This is a genomic window from Streptomyces sp. RLA123 (genome assembly GCF_056270165.1).
This window is the reverse complement of record NZ_JBWDOR010000003.1, coordinates 2097598-2114489: the sequence shown is the minus strand read 5'-3', so window position 1 is coordinate 2114489 and position 16892 is coordinate 2097598. Positions and strand designations below refer to the sequence as shown.

Genomic DNA, 16892 nt, shown 5'->3' with positions numbered 1-16892 from the left:
TCCGCAGGAGGCAGACCGCCGTGACGGTCGTCGCACCGAATCCGCCCCGTATCCGTGAACGGGGCGCCACCGTAACGCTGTCCCTCGCACGGATACCCACCGCACAGCACCTCGTCCGGGGCGCGCTGCTCACCCTGGCCGCGCTGCTCCTCGGGCTGACCGCGCAACTGCTGGTGGTGAGCCACCTGGAGTACCGGGCCGCGCAGCACGGGGCGTTCGACGCGCTGCGCGCGAACCTGGCGCTGGGCACCGCGCCCGTCGCGCAGACCGACCAGGACGGCAAGCTGCTCGCCCTGGGGACGCCGCTCGCCCTCATCGAGATCCCGTCCCTGGACGTGCGCGAGGTCGTCCTGGAGGGGACCGACTCCCGCGTGCTCTCCGACGGTCCCGGCCACCGCCGCGACACCCCGATGCCCGGCCAGGCCGGCACGAGCGTGGTGATGGGCCGCGCCGCCGCGTACGGCGGTCCCTTCGGGCACCTGGCGCAGCTGCGCTCCGGTGATCCCCTCACGGTCACCACCGGCCAGGGCAAGGTCTCCTACCGCGTCACGGACATCCGCCGGGCCGGCGACCCGGCGCCCGCGGCCCTCGCCGCGGGCAAGGGCCGACTCGTGCTGGTGACCGCCACCGGCCCGTCCTATCTGCCGGCCGGTGTGCTGCGTGTCGACGCCGAGCAGGTGTCGGCCACCGTCGAGAGCCCGGCCGCCGTCATCCAGTCCGGCACCCTGCCCGACGCCGAGCAGCCGATGGCCGCCGGCACGGGCGTGCCGTGGCCGCTGGTGATGTGGCTCCAGGCGCTCGCCCTCGTCTCCATCGCCGCCGTGTGGGCCTGGCACCGCTGGGGCCGCCACCAGACCTGGATCGTCTTCCTGCCGGTGGTGGGCGTCGTCGGCCTCCGGGTCGCCGGCCAGGTCACCCAGCTGCTCCCGAACCTGCTGTAGAGGAAAACCAACCATGACCGACATCGCCGAGTCCGCAGAGCCCGTCAGCGCCTCCGACGCCTCCGCCGTCCCAGATGCTTCCGAGGTCTCCGACGCGCCTGTCGCGCTCGTGAAGACCGCCGCGCCCGCCGGCACCGCCGCCTCCGCCCGCACCGACGCCTCCGCCGACGCCGCGGCGACCGACACCGCGGTCCTGCCCGCCGTGCCCGCCGTGACCGGCACGGCCGGGACCGCGGCGCCCGCAGGCGCCGCCCCGGCGCCGGCCGAGCTGGAGGCGCGTGCCGTGTCCGCCTGGTTCGGCGACCACAAGGTGCTGGAGCGGGTCTCCCTGACCATGCCCGCCGGCGAGGTCACCGCCCTCATCGGCCCGTCCGGCTGCGGCAAGTCGACGTTCCTGCGCACCCTCAACCGCATGCACGAGATGATCCCGGCCGCCGCCCTGTCCGGCGAGGTGCTCTTCGAGGGCGAGGACATCTACTCGCCCGGCCGCCGCCTCACCGACGCGCGCCGCCGGATCGGCATGGTCTTCCAGAAGCCGAACCCGTTCCCGGCGATGTCCATCTACGACAACGTCGTGGCGGGTCTGAAGCTCACAGGCACCCGCGCCACGCGCCGGGAGAAGGACGAGCTGGTGGAGGAGTGCCTCAGCCGCGCCGGCCTGTGGAAGGAGGTCCGCGACCGGCTGCGCAAGCCCGGCGGCGCCCTGTCCGGTGGCCAGCAGCAGCGTCTGTGCATCGCCCGCTCGCTCGCGGTCCGGCCGCGTGTGCTGCTCATGGACGAGCCGTGCTCCGCCCTGGACCCCACCTCGACCCGGCGCGTCGAGGAGACGATCATGGAGCTGGCCGGCGAGGTCACCGTGGTCATCGTCACGCACAACATGCAGCAGGCCGCGCGAGTCTCCGCGCAGTGCGCGTTCTTCCTCGCCGAGCAGGGAACGCCCGGCCGGATCGTCGAGCACGGTGCCACCGAGGAGATCTTCGGCAACCCCTCCGACCAGCGCACGGCCGACTACGTGGCGGGCCGCTTCGGGTGATCCGGTCCGCGGTTCCGCGGCGGAATACAGAGGTGTGGGTTCTCGTTCGAGGAGGTGGTTGAATAATCAACAAGCAAGTCGAAGTGACGGAGGAGGACGAGACCGGTGCAGTTCGGGATCTTCACGGTGGGTGATGTCACCGCCGACCCCACGACGGGCAGGACGCCGGGCGAGCATGAGCGGATCAAGGCGATGACCGCGATCGCGCTCAAGGCGGAGGAGGTGGGGCTGGACGTCTTCGCGACCGGCGAGCACCACAACCCGCCGTTCGTGCCGTCGTCGCCGACGACGATGCTGGGCTGGATCGCGGCCCGCACCGAGCGCCTGATCCTGTCCACCGCCACCACGCTGATCACGACGAACGACCCGGTGAAGATCGCCGAGGACTTCGCGATGCTCCAGCACCTGGCGGGCGGCCGCGTGGATGTGATGATGGGGCGCGGCAACACCGGCCCGGTCTACCCCTGGTTCGGCAAGGACATCCGGCAGGGCATCCCGCTGGCGGTGGAGAACTACGCGCTGCTGCACCGGCTGTGGCGCGAGGACGTGGTGGACTGGGAGGGCCGCTTCCGCACCCCGCTGCAGGGCTTCACCTCCACGCCGCGGCCGCTGGACGGCGTGGCGCCGTTCGTCTGGCACGGCTCCATCCGCTCGCCGGAGATCGCCGAGCAGGCCGCGTACTACGGCGACGGCTTCTTCCACAACAACATCTTCTGGCCGTCCGACCACACCAAGCGGATGGTCGAGCTCTACCGCGCGCGCTTCGCGCACTACGGGCACGGCACGCCGGAGCAGGCGATCGTCGGGCTCGGCGGGCAGGTGTTCATGCGGAAGAACTCGCAGGACGCCGTGCGCGAGTTCCGCCCGTACTTCGACAACGCTCCGGTGTACGGGCACGGACCGTCGCTGGAGGAGTTCACCGAGCAGACGCCGCTGACCGTCGGCTCGCCGCAGCAGGTCATCGACAAGACGCTGTCCTTCCGCGAGTACGCGGGCGACTACCAGCGTCAGCTGTTCTTGATGGACCACGCGGGACTGCCGCTGAAGACCGTCCTGGAGCAGCTGGACATGCTCGGCGAACAGGTGGTGCCGGTGCTGCGCGAGGAGTTCGCCAAGGGCCGCCCGGCCGGCGTGCCGGACGCCCCGGACCACGCCTCGCTGGTCGCCCGGCGCGACGCGGCACCCGCCGCCGCGGGCGAGAAGGAGACGGAGGCCGTCCGGTGAACCGCGATCCGGTCAAGCTCGTGGTCGTCTCGGCCGGGCTGAGCGTCCCGTCCTCCACCCGGCTGCTCGGCGACCGGCTCGCCGAGGCCGTGCGGCTGTCCGCCGCCGACGACGGCCGCCCGGTCGAAGTGCGCGTGGTCGAACTGCGCGACCTGGCCGTGGACATCGCCAACAACCTGGTCACCGGCTTCGCCGGGGGCACGCTGGCGGAGGCGATCACGGCGGTCACGGAGGCCGACGGGCTCATCGCGGTCACACCGGTGTTCAGCGGGTCGTACAGCGGGCTGTTCAAGTCCTTCTTCGACGTGATCGACAACGACGCGCTCACCGGTAAGCCCGTGCTGATCGCCGCCACCGGCGGCACCGCCCGGCACTCGCTGGTGCTGGAGCACGCCCTGCGGCCGCTCTTCGCCTATCTGCGCGCGGTGGTCGTGCCGACCGCTGTCTACGCCGCCTCCGAGGACTGGGGCGGCAGCGGCGACCCGCTGACCGACACGCTGCCCGCCCGGACCGCGCGCGCCGCCGGCGAGCTGGCCGGGCTGCTGGTGGCACGGCCGCCGGTGCCCCGCGCGCCTGCCGATACCGTCGTCCCGTTCGAGCAGCAACTGGCCGCGCTGCGGCCCGAGTAGGAAGAGGACCGCACGATGGCAGCACGCGTCGCGAACAACCCGGACAAGTCGCGCTACGAGATCTTCGAGGCGCTGGACGAGGAGGGCCAGGAGGAGCGCGCCGGCTTCGCCGAGTACCACCTGTACGGCAACGAGATCGCGTTCATCCACACCGAGATCGACCCCCGCTTCGGCGGCCGGGGCCTGGGCGGGGTCCTGGCCCGCGCCGCGCTGGACGGCGCGCGCGACCGGGGGCTGGAGGTCCTGCCGTTCTGCCCCTTCATCCGGGGCTGGATCGGCAAGCACCCGGAGTACGTGGAGCTGGTGCCCGAGGGGCAGCGCGCGCGCTTCGGCTTCTGAGCCCGGCGCCGGGCGGGCGGGGCGACGGTGCGGGCGGGCAGGGGAGGGCCGGAATGAAGTTAGTTGGTTGAAGGTTAAAGCAACTAACGGAGGTCCGGCCTGGACCCCGGCAGAGTTCCAACGAGCGAGGAGCGTCCGATGCCCGCCGTGACCGTGGAGAACACGCTGCTCCTGCCCCGCGTCACCGAGCCCGACCCGGTGACCGCGGAGCAGCGCCCCGTGCGCACCGTGACCACCGCCCCGCGCGGTTACGAGGGCGAGGGCTTCCCCGTGCACCGGGCCTTCGCCGAGGTCTCCCCGCGGATCCTCGACCCCTTCGTCCACATGGACCAGATGGGCGAGGTCGAGTACGCCCCGGGCGAGCCCAAGGGGACCTCCTGGCACCCGCACCGCGGCTTCGAGACCGTCACGTACATGATCGACGGCCGCATGGAGCACCAGGACTCGCACGGCGGCGGGGGCACCATCGCCGACGGCGCCACGCAGTGGATGACGGCCGGCAGCGGCATCCTCCACATCGAGACGCCGCCGGAGGAACTGGTCGTCTCCGGAGGGCTGTTCCACGGCATTCAGCTGTGGGTCAACCTGCCGCGCGCCCACAAGTGGAACCCGCCGCGGTACCAGAGCATCGAGGGACCGGAAGCGGCGCTGCTGTCGTCCCCGGACGGCGGCGCGCTGGTCCGGGTCATCGCCGGCCACGTCGCCGGGCACCACGGACCGGGGAGCACCTTCACCCCGATCACCCTGGTGCACGCGACCCTGAGCCCCGGGGCCCGGCTGGTCCTGCCCTGGCGGTCCGACTTCAACGCCCTGGCGTACGCGCTGTCGGGGCGCGGCACGGCCGGCGCCGAGCGGCGCCCGCTGGACGCGCACCAACTCGCGGTCTTCGGGGCGGGCGACACCCTGACGCTGGAGGCCGCCGCCCATCCCGACAGCCGCACCCCCGACCTGGACGTGCTCGTCCTCGGCGGGCGCCCGATCCGCGAACCGGTCGCGCACTTCGGACCCTTCGTGATGAACACCAAGGCCGAGGTCCTGCAGGCCATCGAGGACTTCGACAAGGGCCGGCTCGGCTTCGAGCAGGCGAGCCGCATGCCGCACACCGCACCCGGAGAGGAGCTCACATGAACCCCACGCGTTTCGAGTCCTTCGAGTCCTTCGAGTCCTTCGAGGCCGCCGGGGAGACGGTGGCGGAGCGCTGGGAGCGCGCCGGGCTCTTCTTCGAGGCCAAGGAGTACACGGAGGCCGCCCGTCTGCTGACGGACGTCGTCGAGGAGGTCCCGGAGCAGGTCGCCCCACGCCTGCTGCTGGCCCGGGCCTACTACCACTCCGCCCAGCTCGGCCGCGCCGAGGAGCAGTTGCGGGCGGTGATCGACCGCGATCCCGTCGAGCACTACGCGCACCTGATGCTGGGCCGCACGCTCCAGCGCCAGGGGCGCGGCGACGAGGCCACCCCTTGGCTGCGGCTGGCCGCCGCCTTCTCCGGGGAACTGCCGCCGGAGGACTGACAGCGCCCGGCAGCGCCGCGCCACTGTTTCAAGGCTGGGTAAAATCCCTGGCCGGGATGGTGGCGCGGCACATACGTTCCCCCGGACATCGGTTCGCAACGGGGGGGAAATCGTGTCCGGACACTCACGTGTGTCATCGGCGCTCGGCTGGGCGCTCACCATCTTGTGCAACATCGTCCTGCCCGTCGTGACCTACAACCTGCTCACCGGCGCCGGCTGGGACGAGTTCCCGTCCTTGCTGCTCTCCGGCGTCTGGCCGGTGCTGGAGACCGGCGTCTCGCTGGCCTGGCGGCGCAAGGTGGACGAGTTCGCGATCATGACCCTGATCTTCCTCGCCATCACCGTGCTGGTCACCGTCGTCGGGCCGCACTCGACCCGGCTGCTGCTGGTCAAGGACTCGGCCGTGACGGGACTGTTCGGCGTGGTCTGCCTGGGCAGCCTGCTCGCGCCGCGGCCGCTCATGTTCTACTTCGGCCGCAGGTTCGGTACCGACGGCACCAAGGAAGGCGCCGAGCGCTTCGACGGACTCTGGCAGTACGCGGGCTTCCGCCATGTGATGCGCACCATGACCGTCGTCTGGGGGGCGGCGTATGTCCTGGAGGCCCTGGCCCGCGTCGGCCTGTCGTACCGGCTGTCCACCGCCACGATGGTGACGGTCAACTCGGTGCTCTCGTACGCCGTCACCGGCGTCCTCGTCGCCTGGACCGTCCTCTACGGCCGCCGCTCGGCCGCCCGCGGCCAGGAGCGCGCCCGGCAGGCGGCCGCCTCGGAGGCGGCAGCGGAAGGCGAGGCGGCCGCCCCGGCCGTGTCCGGGACGGCCTGACCACGCACCGCGCACGGCGCACCCCTGGGCAGGCGCTCTGGCCGCCTTCACGGCGACGGGAAGCCCCGACGGGCAGGGGCTGGACCCCTGGGGGCCGTGGCTGCCGGGGGCGGAACGGGAGCCGGAGGTCAAGCGGTTCGGGCCGGCGCCTCGATAACCCTTACGGGGGATCGTACAGATATTCGAACACGGGATACGCTGCTGCACATGTCGACCTCACACGACGAGCCAGCGCTCTTCTCCGACCCCGACCTCACGGCTCCGGCCCCGGTCCGGGGGCCCGTGCCCTCCCTCGACCCGTTCCACACGCCCCCGCCCGCCGGCCCGGCGGGCGGCCCGGTGGCGGGGGAGGGGCGGGAGCCGATACGCCCGCACGCCGCGGTGTCCGGCTGAGGGACGCGTCCGCGGTTCAGCCGTCGGCGGGCGCGTCCTCCACAGGGACGACGCGGAGTCCGGTCCCGTCCCGGTGGTGTTGTGCGCGGCCGTGGGAGCCGACGGCGATGTCGGGCCCGCCGGTGGTTCCGCCGTGCTCATCGGGAGCGCGTGCGTGAGGACGTCCGGGTGATGTCCCGTCACCACCCGGCCGTCCGCCCCGCCGACGTCGATCACCGGGGAGTCCCCCGCGGGGCCGCCGGCATGCACCCGGCCGAACTCCCGCAGGATCGCGGTGGCCTGCTCGGCAGGGTCGTCCGGCGCGGGGGCCGTCAGCGCCACGCAGGTGCCGTATTCGAACAGCACCCGGGACGTATGGGGGCCGACCGGGATCCGCCGCCAGGTGTCGGTGAGTTTGTTGTGTCCCCGGCGCGATGACGGCGACGGGCACCGGCAGACGACCGGCCCGGTCCCCGCTGTCGCGGGGACCGGGCCGGGAGGGCCCGTCGGCGGGCGCCGGGCTCAGCGGCTCACCCCTGAGGGTTCCGCCGGGGCCGGTACGCCGAGCGGGCGGGCCGGCGGCGCGGCGATCGCCGTCTCGTCGTGGGTCATGTCGGGCAGCCAGTTGAGCCACGAGGGGAAGTACCAGTTGCGCTCGCCCAGCAGCGCCATCACCGCGGGGAGCAGGATTCCGCGGATGACGGTGGCGTCGATCAGCACCGCGGCGGCCAGGCCCACGCCCATCTGCTTCATGCTCTGCATGGACAGCGTTCCGAAGATCGCGAACACCGCGACCATGATGAGCGCCGCGCTGGTCACCACGCCTGCCGTGGTGGTGATCCCGTGCCGGATCGCCCCCTGGGTGCTCAGACCGCGCATGCGGGCCTCACGGATCCGGGAGACCACGAACACGTGGTAGTCCATGCTCAGCCCGAAGAGGATCACGAACAGGAACAGCGGCAGCCAGGCCACGATCGCGCCGACACCCTCGGCGCCCACCAGGCCCGCGCCCCAGCCGTGCTGGAAGACCACGGTGAGGATGCCGTACGCGGCGCCCACCGAGAGCAGGTTGAGCACGATCGAGGTCAAGGCGATGGTCAGCGACCGGAAGGAGAGGAGCATCAGGAGGAAGGCGAAGGCGACGACGAAGGCGAACACCGGGGGCACGGCGTCCCCGATCTTGTCGGTGAAGTCCATCGACGCGGCCGTCGACCCGGCCATCGGCGCGGTGACCCCGGCGACCTTGCCGAGGGTGTCGGGGCGGACCTGATCCCGCAGGATGCGCAGTGAGGCCTCGGCCTTGTTCTCGTCCGTGCCGCCGGTCAGCGGCACCTTGAGGACGGCGATGTTCTCCTTCGCGTGCGTCTCGGTCTCCACCGGGCCGGGGCTGGCACCCTTGGCCACCGCCTCATGGGCGAAGGCGGCGATGGCCCGGCGCACCTCGGGCGCGGAGATGTCGGAGGCCTTGACGACGACCTGCGCCGGCTCGGGTCCGCCGGGGAACGCCGTGGAGATGTCCTCGTAGGCGCGGACGACCGGCAGCTTGTCGCCGAGCTCCTGGCTGAGCGTCAGATTGGCGGTGTTCAGGCCCACCGCCGGCAGCGCGAGAGCGATCAGCGCTCCGCCGGCGATCGCGGCGGACACGGCGGGACGGCGCAGGACGCCGGCGAGCACGGCACGCCAGAAGCGGGACTCGCCGCTGCCGGCCCGGCCGCGCCGGCGCAGGAAGGGCACCCGGCCCTTCTCGACCCGCTCGCCCAGCAGTGACAGCAGCGCCGGGAGCACGGTGACCGACCCGAACATCGCGACGGCCACCACCATCATCGTGGCCAGGCCCATCGCCTTGAAGTCGCCGATACCGGTGAACAAAAGGCCCGCCATCGCCACGATCACCGTCACGCCGGAGACCAGGATCGCGCGTCCGCTGGTCGCGGCGGCGATGCGCAGCGCGGTCTGCTGGTCGTGCCCGGCTTCCCGCTCCTCGCGTTCGCGGCGCAGGTAGAACAGGCAGTAGTCGACGCCGACTGCCAGACCGACCAGCAGCATCACGGAGTTGGCGGTGTCGCTCATGTGCACCGTGTGGCTGACGACGGCCACCAGCCCGGTCGTCGCCAGGAAGGCCGTCATCGCGAGCGCGACCGGCAGCAGCGCGGCCACCAAGGCGCCGAAGGCGATCAGCAGGATGCCGAGCGCGACCGGGAGGGCCGAGTACTCGGCCCGCTGGAAGTCGCTGCCGAAGGCGTCGTCGAACACCTTCTGCGAGCTGGCCTCGCCGAACTGCTCCACGGTGAAGTCGGCGTTCCGGTCCTGGACACCCTTCACGGCGTCGACCACCGGCTGCACGCGGTCGGGCGCGGTGTCCGGGTCGCCGCGCATGTCGAACTTCACCAGTGCCGAACGGCCGTCCTCGGAGATGGCCTTGATGTCGTACGGCGACTGGACCTTGGTGACCTCGCCGGTGCCCTTCACGGCGGTGACGACGGCGTCGACGGTGGCGCGGAAGGCCGGGTCGGTCGCCTTCACCGCGCCCCTGCCCGGTGCCGCCCGGACGAGTACCATCTCGCCGGCCGGACCGTTGCTCAGCCCCGCGTCGTCCAGGATCCGCACGGCCTGGCCGAATTCCCCGGGGACCTCCTCGCTGTCCGTCACGTCGACCCGGCCGGCCATCGAGCCGATGGTCAGCGCGAGGACGACGAAGAGCAGCCAGCCGCCCACCGCCGTCCACCGGTGCCGGGCGCTCCAGCCGCCCATGGCGGCGGCGATCCCTTGCTTGCCGTGTGCCGTACTCGCCGTACGGACGCGGCCGTGTGCGCTTGCCACGGTGTCGAACCCCCTCGGAGCCGGGCCGTGGCACCTCACCACCGCCTCGACCACGACGTTATGGGCCCCCATGCCGACGCCCCATCCGGCTGACTGGTGACTCCGCGGAGGGTTTCTCCTCCCCGGGGAGTGGGGTAAACCCCCGCCCCCGGATGCCAGTGGCCCCTACACGCACCGCCTGTCCTCGGGCCTTGCGGCACGTGGCGGCGGTGGGGCCACCCCCCGGCCGTTCCGTCCGCCGGGACCCGGCTCACTGGCGGTAGCCGGCCAGGAAGCGGCCGATGCGGCTGATGGCCGCGTCCAGGTCGTCGGCGCGGGGAAGGGTGAGGATGCGGAAGTGGTCGGGGCGCGGCCAGCTGAAGCCGGTGCCCTGGACCACCTGGATCTTCTCGCGCAGCAGCAGGTCCAGCACGAACTTCTCGTCGTCGTGGATGCGGTGCACCTTCGGGTCCAGGCGCGGGAAGGCGTAGAGGGCGCCCTTGGGCTTCACGCAGGAGACGCCGGGGATCTCGTTGAGTTTCTCCCACGCGCGGTCGCGCTGTTCGTGCAGCCGCCCGCCGGGCAGCACCAGGTCCTTGATGCTCTGCCGCCCGCCGAGAGCGGCCTGGATCGCCTGCTGGCCGGGCACGTTGGGGCACAGCCGCATGGAGGCGAGCATCGTCAGGCCTTCCAGGTAGCTCCTGGCGTGCTGCCGCGGTCCGGTGACGACCAGCCAGCCGGACCGGAAGCCGGCGACGCGGTAGGCCTTGGACAGCCCGCTGAACGTCAGGCACAGCACGTCGGGGGCGAGAGCCGCGGCCGTGTGGTGCACGGCGTCGTCGTAGAGGATCTTGTCGTAGACCTCGTCGGCGAAGACGACCAGGTGGTGGCGGCGGGCCAGATCGAGCATGCTCTCCAGCAGCTCGCGCGGGTACACCGCGCCGGTGGGGTTGTTGGGGTTGATGATCACCAGTGCCCGGGTGCGGTCGGTGATCTTCGAGGCGATGTCGTCGAGGTCGGGGAACCAGTCGGCGGACTCGTCGCAGACGTAGTGCACCGCCTTGCCGCCCGCCAGGTTGGTCACCGCCGTCCACAGCGGGAAGTCGGGAGCCGGGATCAGCACCTCGTCGCCGTCGTCCACCAGGGCCTGCACGGCCATCTGCACCAGCTCGGAGACGCCGTTGCCGAGGAAGACGTCGTCCACGTCCACATCGGCGAGGCCGCGTTCCTGGTAGTGCTGGGCGACCGCGCGGCGCGCCGGGAGGATGCCGCGCGAGTCGCTGTAGCCGTGCGAGGAGGGGAGGGTGCGGATGATGTCCTGGAGCAGTTCCTCGGGGGCTTCGAAGCCGAACAGCGCCGGATTGCCGGTGTTGAGCCGCAGGACGCTGTGCCCGGCCTCCTCCAGTGCATTGGCCTGCTCGATGACCGGACCGCGGATCTCGTAGCAGACCTCGGCCAGCTTGCTCGACTGCTTGTACTCCATGCGACGGCCTCCCGGTCCGGTCCCGCACCCCGCTGTACGGGCACAGGCTCCTGCTTGGTTTTACCAAGTGCGAGCTTGGAAAGTCCAACTCTTTGTCTACACTGGGATCATGCCGCGCCGAAGTTACGACCAGTACTGCGCCGTCGCCCGTGCCCTCGACACGGTCGGCGAACGATGGACGCTCCTGATCGTCCGTGAGCTGCTGGCGGGCCCCCGCCGGTACACCGACCTCCACGCCGACCTGCCCGGGGTGAGCACCGACGTGCTCGCCTCCCGCCTGAAGGAGATGGAGCGCGACGGGCTGGCCACTCGCCGCCGCCTGCCGCCCCCCGGCGCCGCGTACGTCTACGAACTCACCCCGCGCGGCCGGGACCTGCTGTCCGTGCTCGGCGCGCTCTCCGCGTGGGGCGCCGCCGAACTGGGCGAGCCCCGCCCCACCGACGCCGTCCGCGCGCACTGGGCCGCCGTTCCCCTGATGCGCCGGCTGGCCGCGCTCCCCGGGCTGCCCGTCGGTGTGGTCGAGGTCCGCCTCGACGAGGGTGCCTTCCACATCGAACTGGGCGGCACCACCCCGTCGTACGCGGACGGACCCGCCAAGAGCCCCGATGCGGTCCTCGCCCTGCCGGCCGGTGCCCGCGCCCTCCCCGACGCGCTGGGGGGCGGAGCCGCCGAGGTGACCGGGGAGGGCCCCCTGGCGGAAGCCCTGCGCGGGGCCGGGGCCTGACACCAGGGGATACCGTGCTCCCATGGGACACCAGCGTGTGGAACTCGGCCGAGTCCAGGAAACCCTGCTCATACCGCTGTTCGCCCGCGCCGCCGAGACGGCCAGGCGGCGGCCGCTGACCTGGGACCCCAAGGCCGTGGAGCTGGTGGAGTCCCTGGACTACGACTTCTCCCGCATCGGCGGCGGCCCGAAACTCCTCGGGGCGGTGTTCCGCGGCGTCATCCTCGACACCTGGGTGCGCGAGTTCCTCGACACCCACCCCACGGGGACGGTCGTCGAGCTCGGCTGCGGCCTCGGCACCCGGTACGAGCGGCTGGACAACGGCACCGCCACCTGGGTCGAACTCGACCTGCCCGACGTCATCGCGCTCCGCCGCGAACTGCTGGAGGAGAGCGGGCGGCGGCGCATGGTGGCGGGCTCCGTCACCGAGCCCGGCTGGACCGCCGCCGTCGAGGCCGCCCCCGGCCCGTACCTCTTCGTCTCCGAGGCGGTGCTCGTCTACCTCACCGAGGCGGAGGTCCGGACGGCGGTCGGGCTGATCACGACGCATTTCCCCGGCTCCGTCCTGCTGATGGACACCGCCCCGGCCGCCGTCGCCCGCCGCGAGCGCACCGTCAACGTGGCCTGGAGCTGCGACGACCCGGGTGAACTCGCGGACTGGGGTCTGCGGTTGCGCGACTCGCGGGCTCTGTGGGAGCTGCCGGCTGAGGCCCGCGCCCGCCTCACCCCCGGACGCCGGGTGCTCACCGCCGTCCTCAACCGGCTTTCCGGCAAGGGTGGTTCACGCTTCAGCAGGTTCGCCGCCGGCTGACGCGAGATCCATGGCCCCCGGCGCGCCGCGCCGGTACCGTCGTCCCGGGGGTGGGGGATGACGTCGACGATCGAACGGCCCGCGCTGCGGACCTTCGCCACGCGGCCGGTCGCGCTGGTGGCCCTGTTGCTCGCGGCCGTCCTGACCGCGCTGTCGGGGCGGTACGGCTTCCACCGCGACGAGTTGTACTTCCTGGTCGCGGGCGACCACCCCGCCTGGGGGTACGTGGACCAGCCGCCGCTGACCCCGCTCGCCGCGCGGCTGTCGGCGGCCGTCTTCGGTGACACCCCGGCCGGGCTGCGCGTCGTGGCCACCGCCGTGTGCGCGGCGGTCGTCGTCGTGGCCGCCGCGATCTGCCGCGAACTGGGCGGGAGCCGGCGGGCGCAGGTGTTCGCCGCGGTGTGCACGGCGGTCTCCGGATTCGTCCTGGCCGTCGGGCACATGGTCTCCACGGCCACCTTCGACGTGCTCGCCTGGCTCGCCGTCTGCTGGCTCGTGCTGCGGCTGCTGCGCACGGGCGACGGCCGGTGGTGGCTCGCGGTGGGCGCCGCCGTCGGTGTCGGCCTGGAGAACAAGTACCTGATCGTGCTGCTCGTCCTCGCCCTCCTCGGCGGGCTGCTGCTCACGGGGCCGCGCCGGGTGCTGCGCGGCTGGTGGCCGGTCGCCGGCGCCGCACTCGCGCTCGCGCCGGCCCTGCCCAGCCTGTGGTGGCAGGCCCGCCACGGCTGGCCGCAGCTCACCGTCGCGGGCGGTATCAGCGCGGACGACGGCGTCGAGAACCGCCTGCTGTTCGTGCCCGAGCAACTCCTCTATCTGTCCCCGGTGTTCGTCCCGGTCTGGATCGCCGGCGGCCTGCGGCTGTGGCGCGACCCGGAGCTGCGCTGGGCCCGTGCCTTCTCCCCGGCCTACCTGATCCTGTGCGTCCTGGTGCTCGTGAGCGGCGGCAAGCCGTACTACGCGCTTCCGCTGCTCATCGTCCTGCTCGCCGCGGGCTGCGAGCGCTTCGTCGTCAAACCCCGCGACACGTTCGTCCCGGTCGCGCTGACGGCCGTCCTCACCGCCCTGCTGTCGCTGCCCGTGCTGCCGCCGGGCGCGGTCTCCGTCGTGAACGCCGTCAACCCGGAGCAGGGCGAGCAGATCGGCTGGCCCCGCCTGGCCGACGCCACCGCCGAGGCGTGGGCCCGCATACCCGAGGGGGACCGCGGCCGCGCGGTCCTCCTGGCCCAGAACTACGGAGAGGCCGGCGCCCTCGCCCACTACGGCCCCTCCCGCGGCCTGCCCGCCCCCTACTCGGGCCACATGAGCTTCTACGCCTGGGGCCCGCCCCCCGACTCCGCCGACGGCCCCGTCCTGCTGGTCCGCCAGCGGGACGCCGACGGCATCGAAGCCCACTTCACCGGCTGCCGCGAGGTCGGCCACGTCGACAACGGCCACGACCTCGACAACGAGGAGCAGGACGCCGCGATCGTCCTCTGCGCCGGCCCGGCCGCCCCCTGGTCGACCCTCTGGCCGTCGCTGCGGCACCTTTACTAGGTTCTGGCCGGCGGATGACCGCGTGGCACTGATGTCCGCTGCCTACGGCGTCATGAATCGCGGGACGCAACCGCGCTTGGCGGAACCGGACCGTCGTCACGGGCCCGGACCCCGTACGGCGGCCCCGCGCGTGCGGCCCCGGGAGAGGTGCGGTGCCCTCAGGCCAGCGCCAGCGACAGGCGCGGCATCAGGGCCTCGTCGAAGCGGCGCAGCAGGAGCCGTGCCATCTCCGGGGCGTCGCCCAGGACGTCGCCCAGGACGTCCGCGCCGGCCTCCCGCGCACCGCGCACGATCCGGTCGGGGAGGAAGCCGGGGGCGATGACGTAGGGGGCGACCGCCACATGGCGCACGCCCTCGGCCCGCAGGGCGCGAACCGCGTCGGAGGTGCTGGGCAGTGAACCGGAAACCGTCGCGGCGAACGCGGGACGCACGGCGTGCCAGCCGGTGCGCCGCCATTCCCGGGCGATGTCCGCGATCACCGCGATCGCCTCCGGGTCCGAGGAGCCGGCCGAGGCCAGGACGATCCCGGTCCTGCCGCGGCCGCCGCGGCCGAGACCGGCCTCGGACAGCCGCCGCTCCAGAGCGGTGACGAGCAGGGGCGAGGGGCCGAGCACTCCGGCCCGGTGCACCCGCAGCCGCGGGTGCCGGGCCGTCGCCTCGCGCAGCGCCGCCGGGATGTCGGCCTTGGCGTGGAAGGCCCGGGTCAGCAGCAGCGGCAGGGCCACCGCCTCGCGCACGCCGTCGGCGGCGAGGCGGTCCACGCCCTGCGGCACGCTCGGCGCGCAGTGGTCGAGGAAAGCGGTCTCGACGCGGAGCCCCGGACGGGCCGCCCGGACCCGGCCGGTGAGCGCGTGGACGGTCGCGGCGTGCCGCGGGTCGCGGCTGCCGTGGGCGATGACGAGCAGGACGGGGGCCGCCGGGGCGGAGCGGGTGGAGGTCATCGGGTCACCCCTGTGCGACCAGGCCGCGGCTGCGCAGCACCCACCGCTCCAGCGGGGCGAACACGAGCAGTTCGATGCCGATGCCCACCACGAGGATGAGCAGGATCGCGGCGAGGACGGTGGGCATGTCGGACAGTTCCCGGCCCTGTTCCAGCAACTGGCCGAGGCCGATGCCGAGATCGGGCGAGGTGGCGATGAGCTCGGCGGCCATCAGGGAGCGCCAGGAGAAGGCCCAGCCCTGCTTGAGGCCGGCGAGGTAGCCGGGCAGCGCCGCGGGCAGCAGTACGTGCCGTACGGAGTGCAGACCGCCGGCGCCCATCGTCCGCCCCGCCCGCAGGAACAGCGGCGGGATCTGGTCGACGCCCGCGACCAGCCCGTTGGCGATCGAGGGCACCGCGCCGAGCAGCACCACGCAGTAGATCGTGGCGTCGGTCAGCCCGAACCAGATGATGGCCGCGGGCACCCACGCCACCGACGGCAGCGACTGGAGCCCGGACAGGATCGGCCCGATCGCCGCGCGCACGGGCCTGACCCGCGCCACGAGCAGGCCGAGCGGTGTGCCGATGACGACGGAGGCGAGGAAGCCCAGGGCGCCGCGCGACAGGCTCGTCCACACATAGCCGAGCAGCGTGCCGTCCAGCCACTTGTCCCGCACGGCGCGGCCGACCTCCGCCGGACTGGGCAGCTGGTAGTGCGGTTTGACCTCGAAGTGGTAGGCGAGCTGCCAGACCACGAGCACCAGTGCCACGGCCAGCACGGGCGGCAGGGCCTTCTCGCGCAGGAGGCGGCCGAGCGGCACCCGGGCGTCGGAGGGCGTCTCCAGCGCGTCCAGGCCCGCTCCGAGGCCTGCGAAGTCCGCCGCGGAACCGCCGGAGCCGCCGGAACCGGCAGCTCCGGTGTCTGCCCTGGTCTCAGTGCTGGCCATGACGGCGAATCTCCCCACGGAGGTGCTCGGTGATCTCGACGGACAGTTCGGCGACGGCTGTGTCCTCGATGCGCCGCGGCTGCGGGATGTCGATCTGCCACTCGCGGGCGATCCGTCCGGGCCGCGACGACATCAGGACGACGCGCTGCGCGAGCCGTACCGCCTCCCGCACGTTGTGGGTGACGAACAGCACGGACAGCGAGGTCTCCGTCCAGATGCGGGTGAGCTCCTCGTGCAGGACGTCCCGGGTGATGGCGTCGAGTGCCGCGAACGGCTCGTCCATCAGCAGCAGTTGGCTGTCCTGCGCCAGCGCGCGGGCGAGCGCGACGCGCTGCCGCATACCGCCGGACAGTTCGTGCACCCGCTTGCCGTACGCGCCGCTCAGGCGGACCAGTTCCAGCAGCCGCTCCGCCTCCGGGCGCCGCTCGCCGCGCGGCACACCCCGCATGCGCAGGGCGAGTTCGATGTTCTTGCCCGCGGTCAGCCACGGGAACAGGGCGTGCTCCTGGAACATCAGGGCCGGGCGCCCGCCGGGGGTGTCGATGCCCCCGGTGGACGGCCGGTCGAGCCCGGCGACCAGGTTGAGCAGGGTGGACTTGCCGCAGCCCGAGGCCCCCAGGAGGCAGACGAACTCACCGGGCGCGACATCGATGCTGATGTCGTCCAGCACCTGCGCCTGCGCGCCGGGGCGGCCGAAGGACTTCGAGACGTGCGCGAGCCGGGCGGCGTAGGGCGCCGCCTCGTCCGTCACGGCGGGCTGGGTGCTGAGTGCGGTGGCCATGGAACGTCACCTCCTGGGGGCTGGGC

General features: G+C 72.8%; 17 protein-coding genes. 12 read left to right on the top strand and 5 right to left on the bottom strand.

All coding sequences use genetic code 11. From position 1 onward, the window contains the following. Positions 1-20: 20 nt before the first annotated feature. The 9 genes from RV983_RS09575 to RV983_RS09535 all read left to right on the top strand — a co-directional run bounded on the left by RV983_RS09575 (position 21) and on the right by RV983_RS09535 (position 6890). Positions 21-941 (top strand): sortase, encoded by a 921-nt coding sequence (locus RV983_RS09575; RefSeq protein ID WP_475985366.1) that lies wholly within the window; start codon positions 21-23, stop codon positions 939-941. A gap of 268 nt (positions 942-1209) precedes the next feature. Beyond that, positions 1210-1974, top strand: a complete 765-nt coding sequence (pstB, locus tag RV983_RS09570; RefSeq protein ID WP_475990268.1) for a phosphate ABC transporter ATP-binding protein PstB — start codon at positions 1210-1212, stop codon at positions 1972-1974. Between the two features lie 105 nt (positions 1975-2079). Further along, a complete protein-coding gene (locus RV983_RS09565) occupies positions 2080-3198 on the top strand; it encodes an LLM class flavin-dependent oxidoreductase (RefSeq protein ID WP_475985365.1) in 1119 nt (372 codons plus the stop codon). Then, on the top strand, positions 3195-3827 hold the full coding sequence (locus RV983_RS09560; protein ID WP_475985364.1) for an FMN reductase: 633 nt from the start codon (positions 3195-3197) through the stop codon (positions 3825-3827). Before RV983_RS09565 ends, RV983_RS09560 begins: the two co-directional genes overlap by 4 nt. Positions 3828-3842: 15 nt before the next feature. After that, the gene (locus RV983_RS09555) at positions 3843-4166 is read left to right on the top strand and encodes a GNAT family N-acetyltransferase (RefSeq protein WP_475985363.1); all 324 of its coding nucleotides are present in this window, start codon (positions 3843-3845) and stop codon (positions 4164-4166) included. A 138-nt stretch (positions 4167-4304) separates the two neighbouring features. Further along, positions 4305-5294 (top strand): pirin family protein, encoded by a 990-nt coding sequence (locus RV983_RS09550; protein ID WP_475985362.1) that lies wholly within the window; start codon positions 4305-4307, stop codon positions 5292-5294. After that, entirely contained in the window at positions 5291-5674 is a 384-nt protein-coding gene (locus RV983_RS09545) for a tetratricopeptide repeat protein (RefSeq protein WP_475985361.1), read from the top strand. The genes RV983_RS09550 and RV983_RS09545 overlap by 4 nt, the downstream gene beginning before the upstream one ends. 130 nt (positions 5675-5804) lie before the next feature. Continuing rightward, entirely contained in the window at positions 5805-6497 is a 693-nt protein-coding gene (locus RV983_RS09540) for a VC0807 family protein (RefSeq protein ID WP_475985360.1), read from the top strand. A 207-nt stretch (positions 6498-6704) separates the two neighbouring features. Then, positions 6705-6890 (top strand): hypothetical protein, encoded by a 186-nt coding sequence (locus RV983_RS09535; protein ID WP_475985359.1) that lies wholly within the window; start codon positions 6705-6707, stop codon positions 6888-6890. 501 nt (positions 6891-7391) lie between these two features. Here RV983_RS09535 and RV983_RS09530 read toward each other — a convergent pair. Next, positions 7392-9620: an MMPL family transporter gene (locus RV983_RS09530; protein ID WP_475990267.1), complete on the bottom strand. Its 2229-nt coding sequence runs from the start codon at positions 9618-9620 to the stop codon at positions 7392-7394. A gap of 319 nt (positions 9621-9939) precedes the next feature. Continuing rightward, complete coding sequence (locus RV983_RS09525; protein ID WP_475985358.1) at positions 9940-11151, bottom strand: pyridoxal phosphate-dependent aminotransferase; 1212 nt, start codon at positions 11149-11151, stop codon at positions 9940-9942. Between the two features lie 106 nt (positions 11152-11257). On the opposite strand from RV983_RS09525, the gene RV983_RS09520 reads away from it, so the two are divergent. The 3 genes from RV983_RS09520 to RV983_RS09510 are packed head-to-tail and all read left to right on the top strand — an operon-like array spanning position 11258 to position 14219. Continuing rightward, positions 11258-11875 (top strand): winged helix-turn-helix transcriptional regulator, encoded by a 618-nt coding sequence (locus RV983_RS09520; protein ID WP_475990266.1) that lies wholly within the window; start codon positions 11258-11260, stop codon positions 11873-11875. Positions 11876-11897: 22 nt separating this feature from the next. Continuing rightward, complete coding sequence (locus tag RV983_RS09515) at positions 11898-12686, top strand: class I SAM-dependent methyltransferase (protein ID WP_475985357.1); 789 nt, start codon at positions 11898-11900, stop codon at positions 12684-12686. A gap of 57 nt (positions 12687-12743) precedes the next feature. After that, a complete protein-coding gene (locus RV983_RS09510; protein ID WP_475985356.1) occupies positions 12744-14219 on the top strand; it encodes a glycosyltransferase family 39 protein in 1476 nt (491 codons plus the stop codon). A gap of 158 nt (positions 14220-14377) precedes the next feature. Here RV983_RS09510 and RV983_RS09505 read toward each other — a convergent pair whose 3' ends face one another. The 3 genes from RV983_RS09505 to RV983_RS09495 are packed head-to-tail and all read right to left on the bottom strand — an operon-like array spanning position 14378 to position 16866. After that, positions 14378-15160: a sirohydrochlorin chelatase gene (locus tag RV983_RS09505; RefSeq protein ID WP_475985355.1), complete on the bottom strand. Its 783-nt coding sequence runs from the start codon at positions 15158-15160 to the stop codon at positions 14378-14380. Between the two features lie 4 nt (positions 15161-15164). Next, a complete protein-coding gene (locus RV983_RS09500; RefSeq protein WP_475985354.1) occupies positions 15165-16085 on the bottom strand; it encodes an ABC transporter permease in 921 nt (306 codons plus the stop codon). Next, a complete protein-coding gene (locus tag RV983_RS09495) occupies positions 16072-16866 on the bottom strand; it encodes an ABC transporter ATP-binding protein (protein ID WP_475985353.1) in 795 nt (264 codons plus the stop codon). Before RV983_RS09495 ends, RV983_RS09500 begins: the two co-directional genes overlap by 14 nt. Positions 16867-16892: the final 26 nt, after the last annotated feature.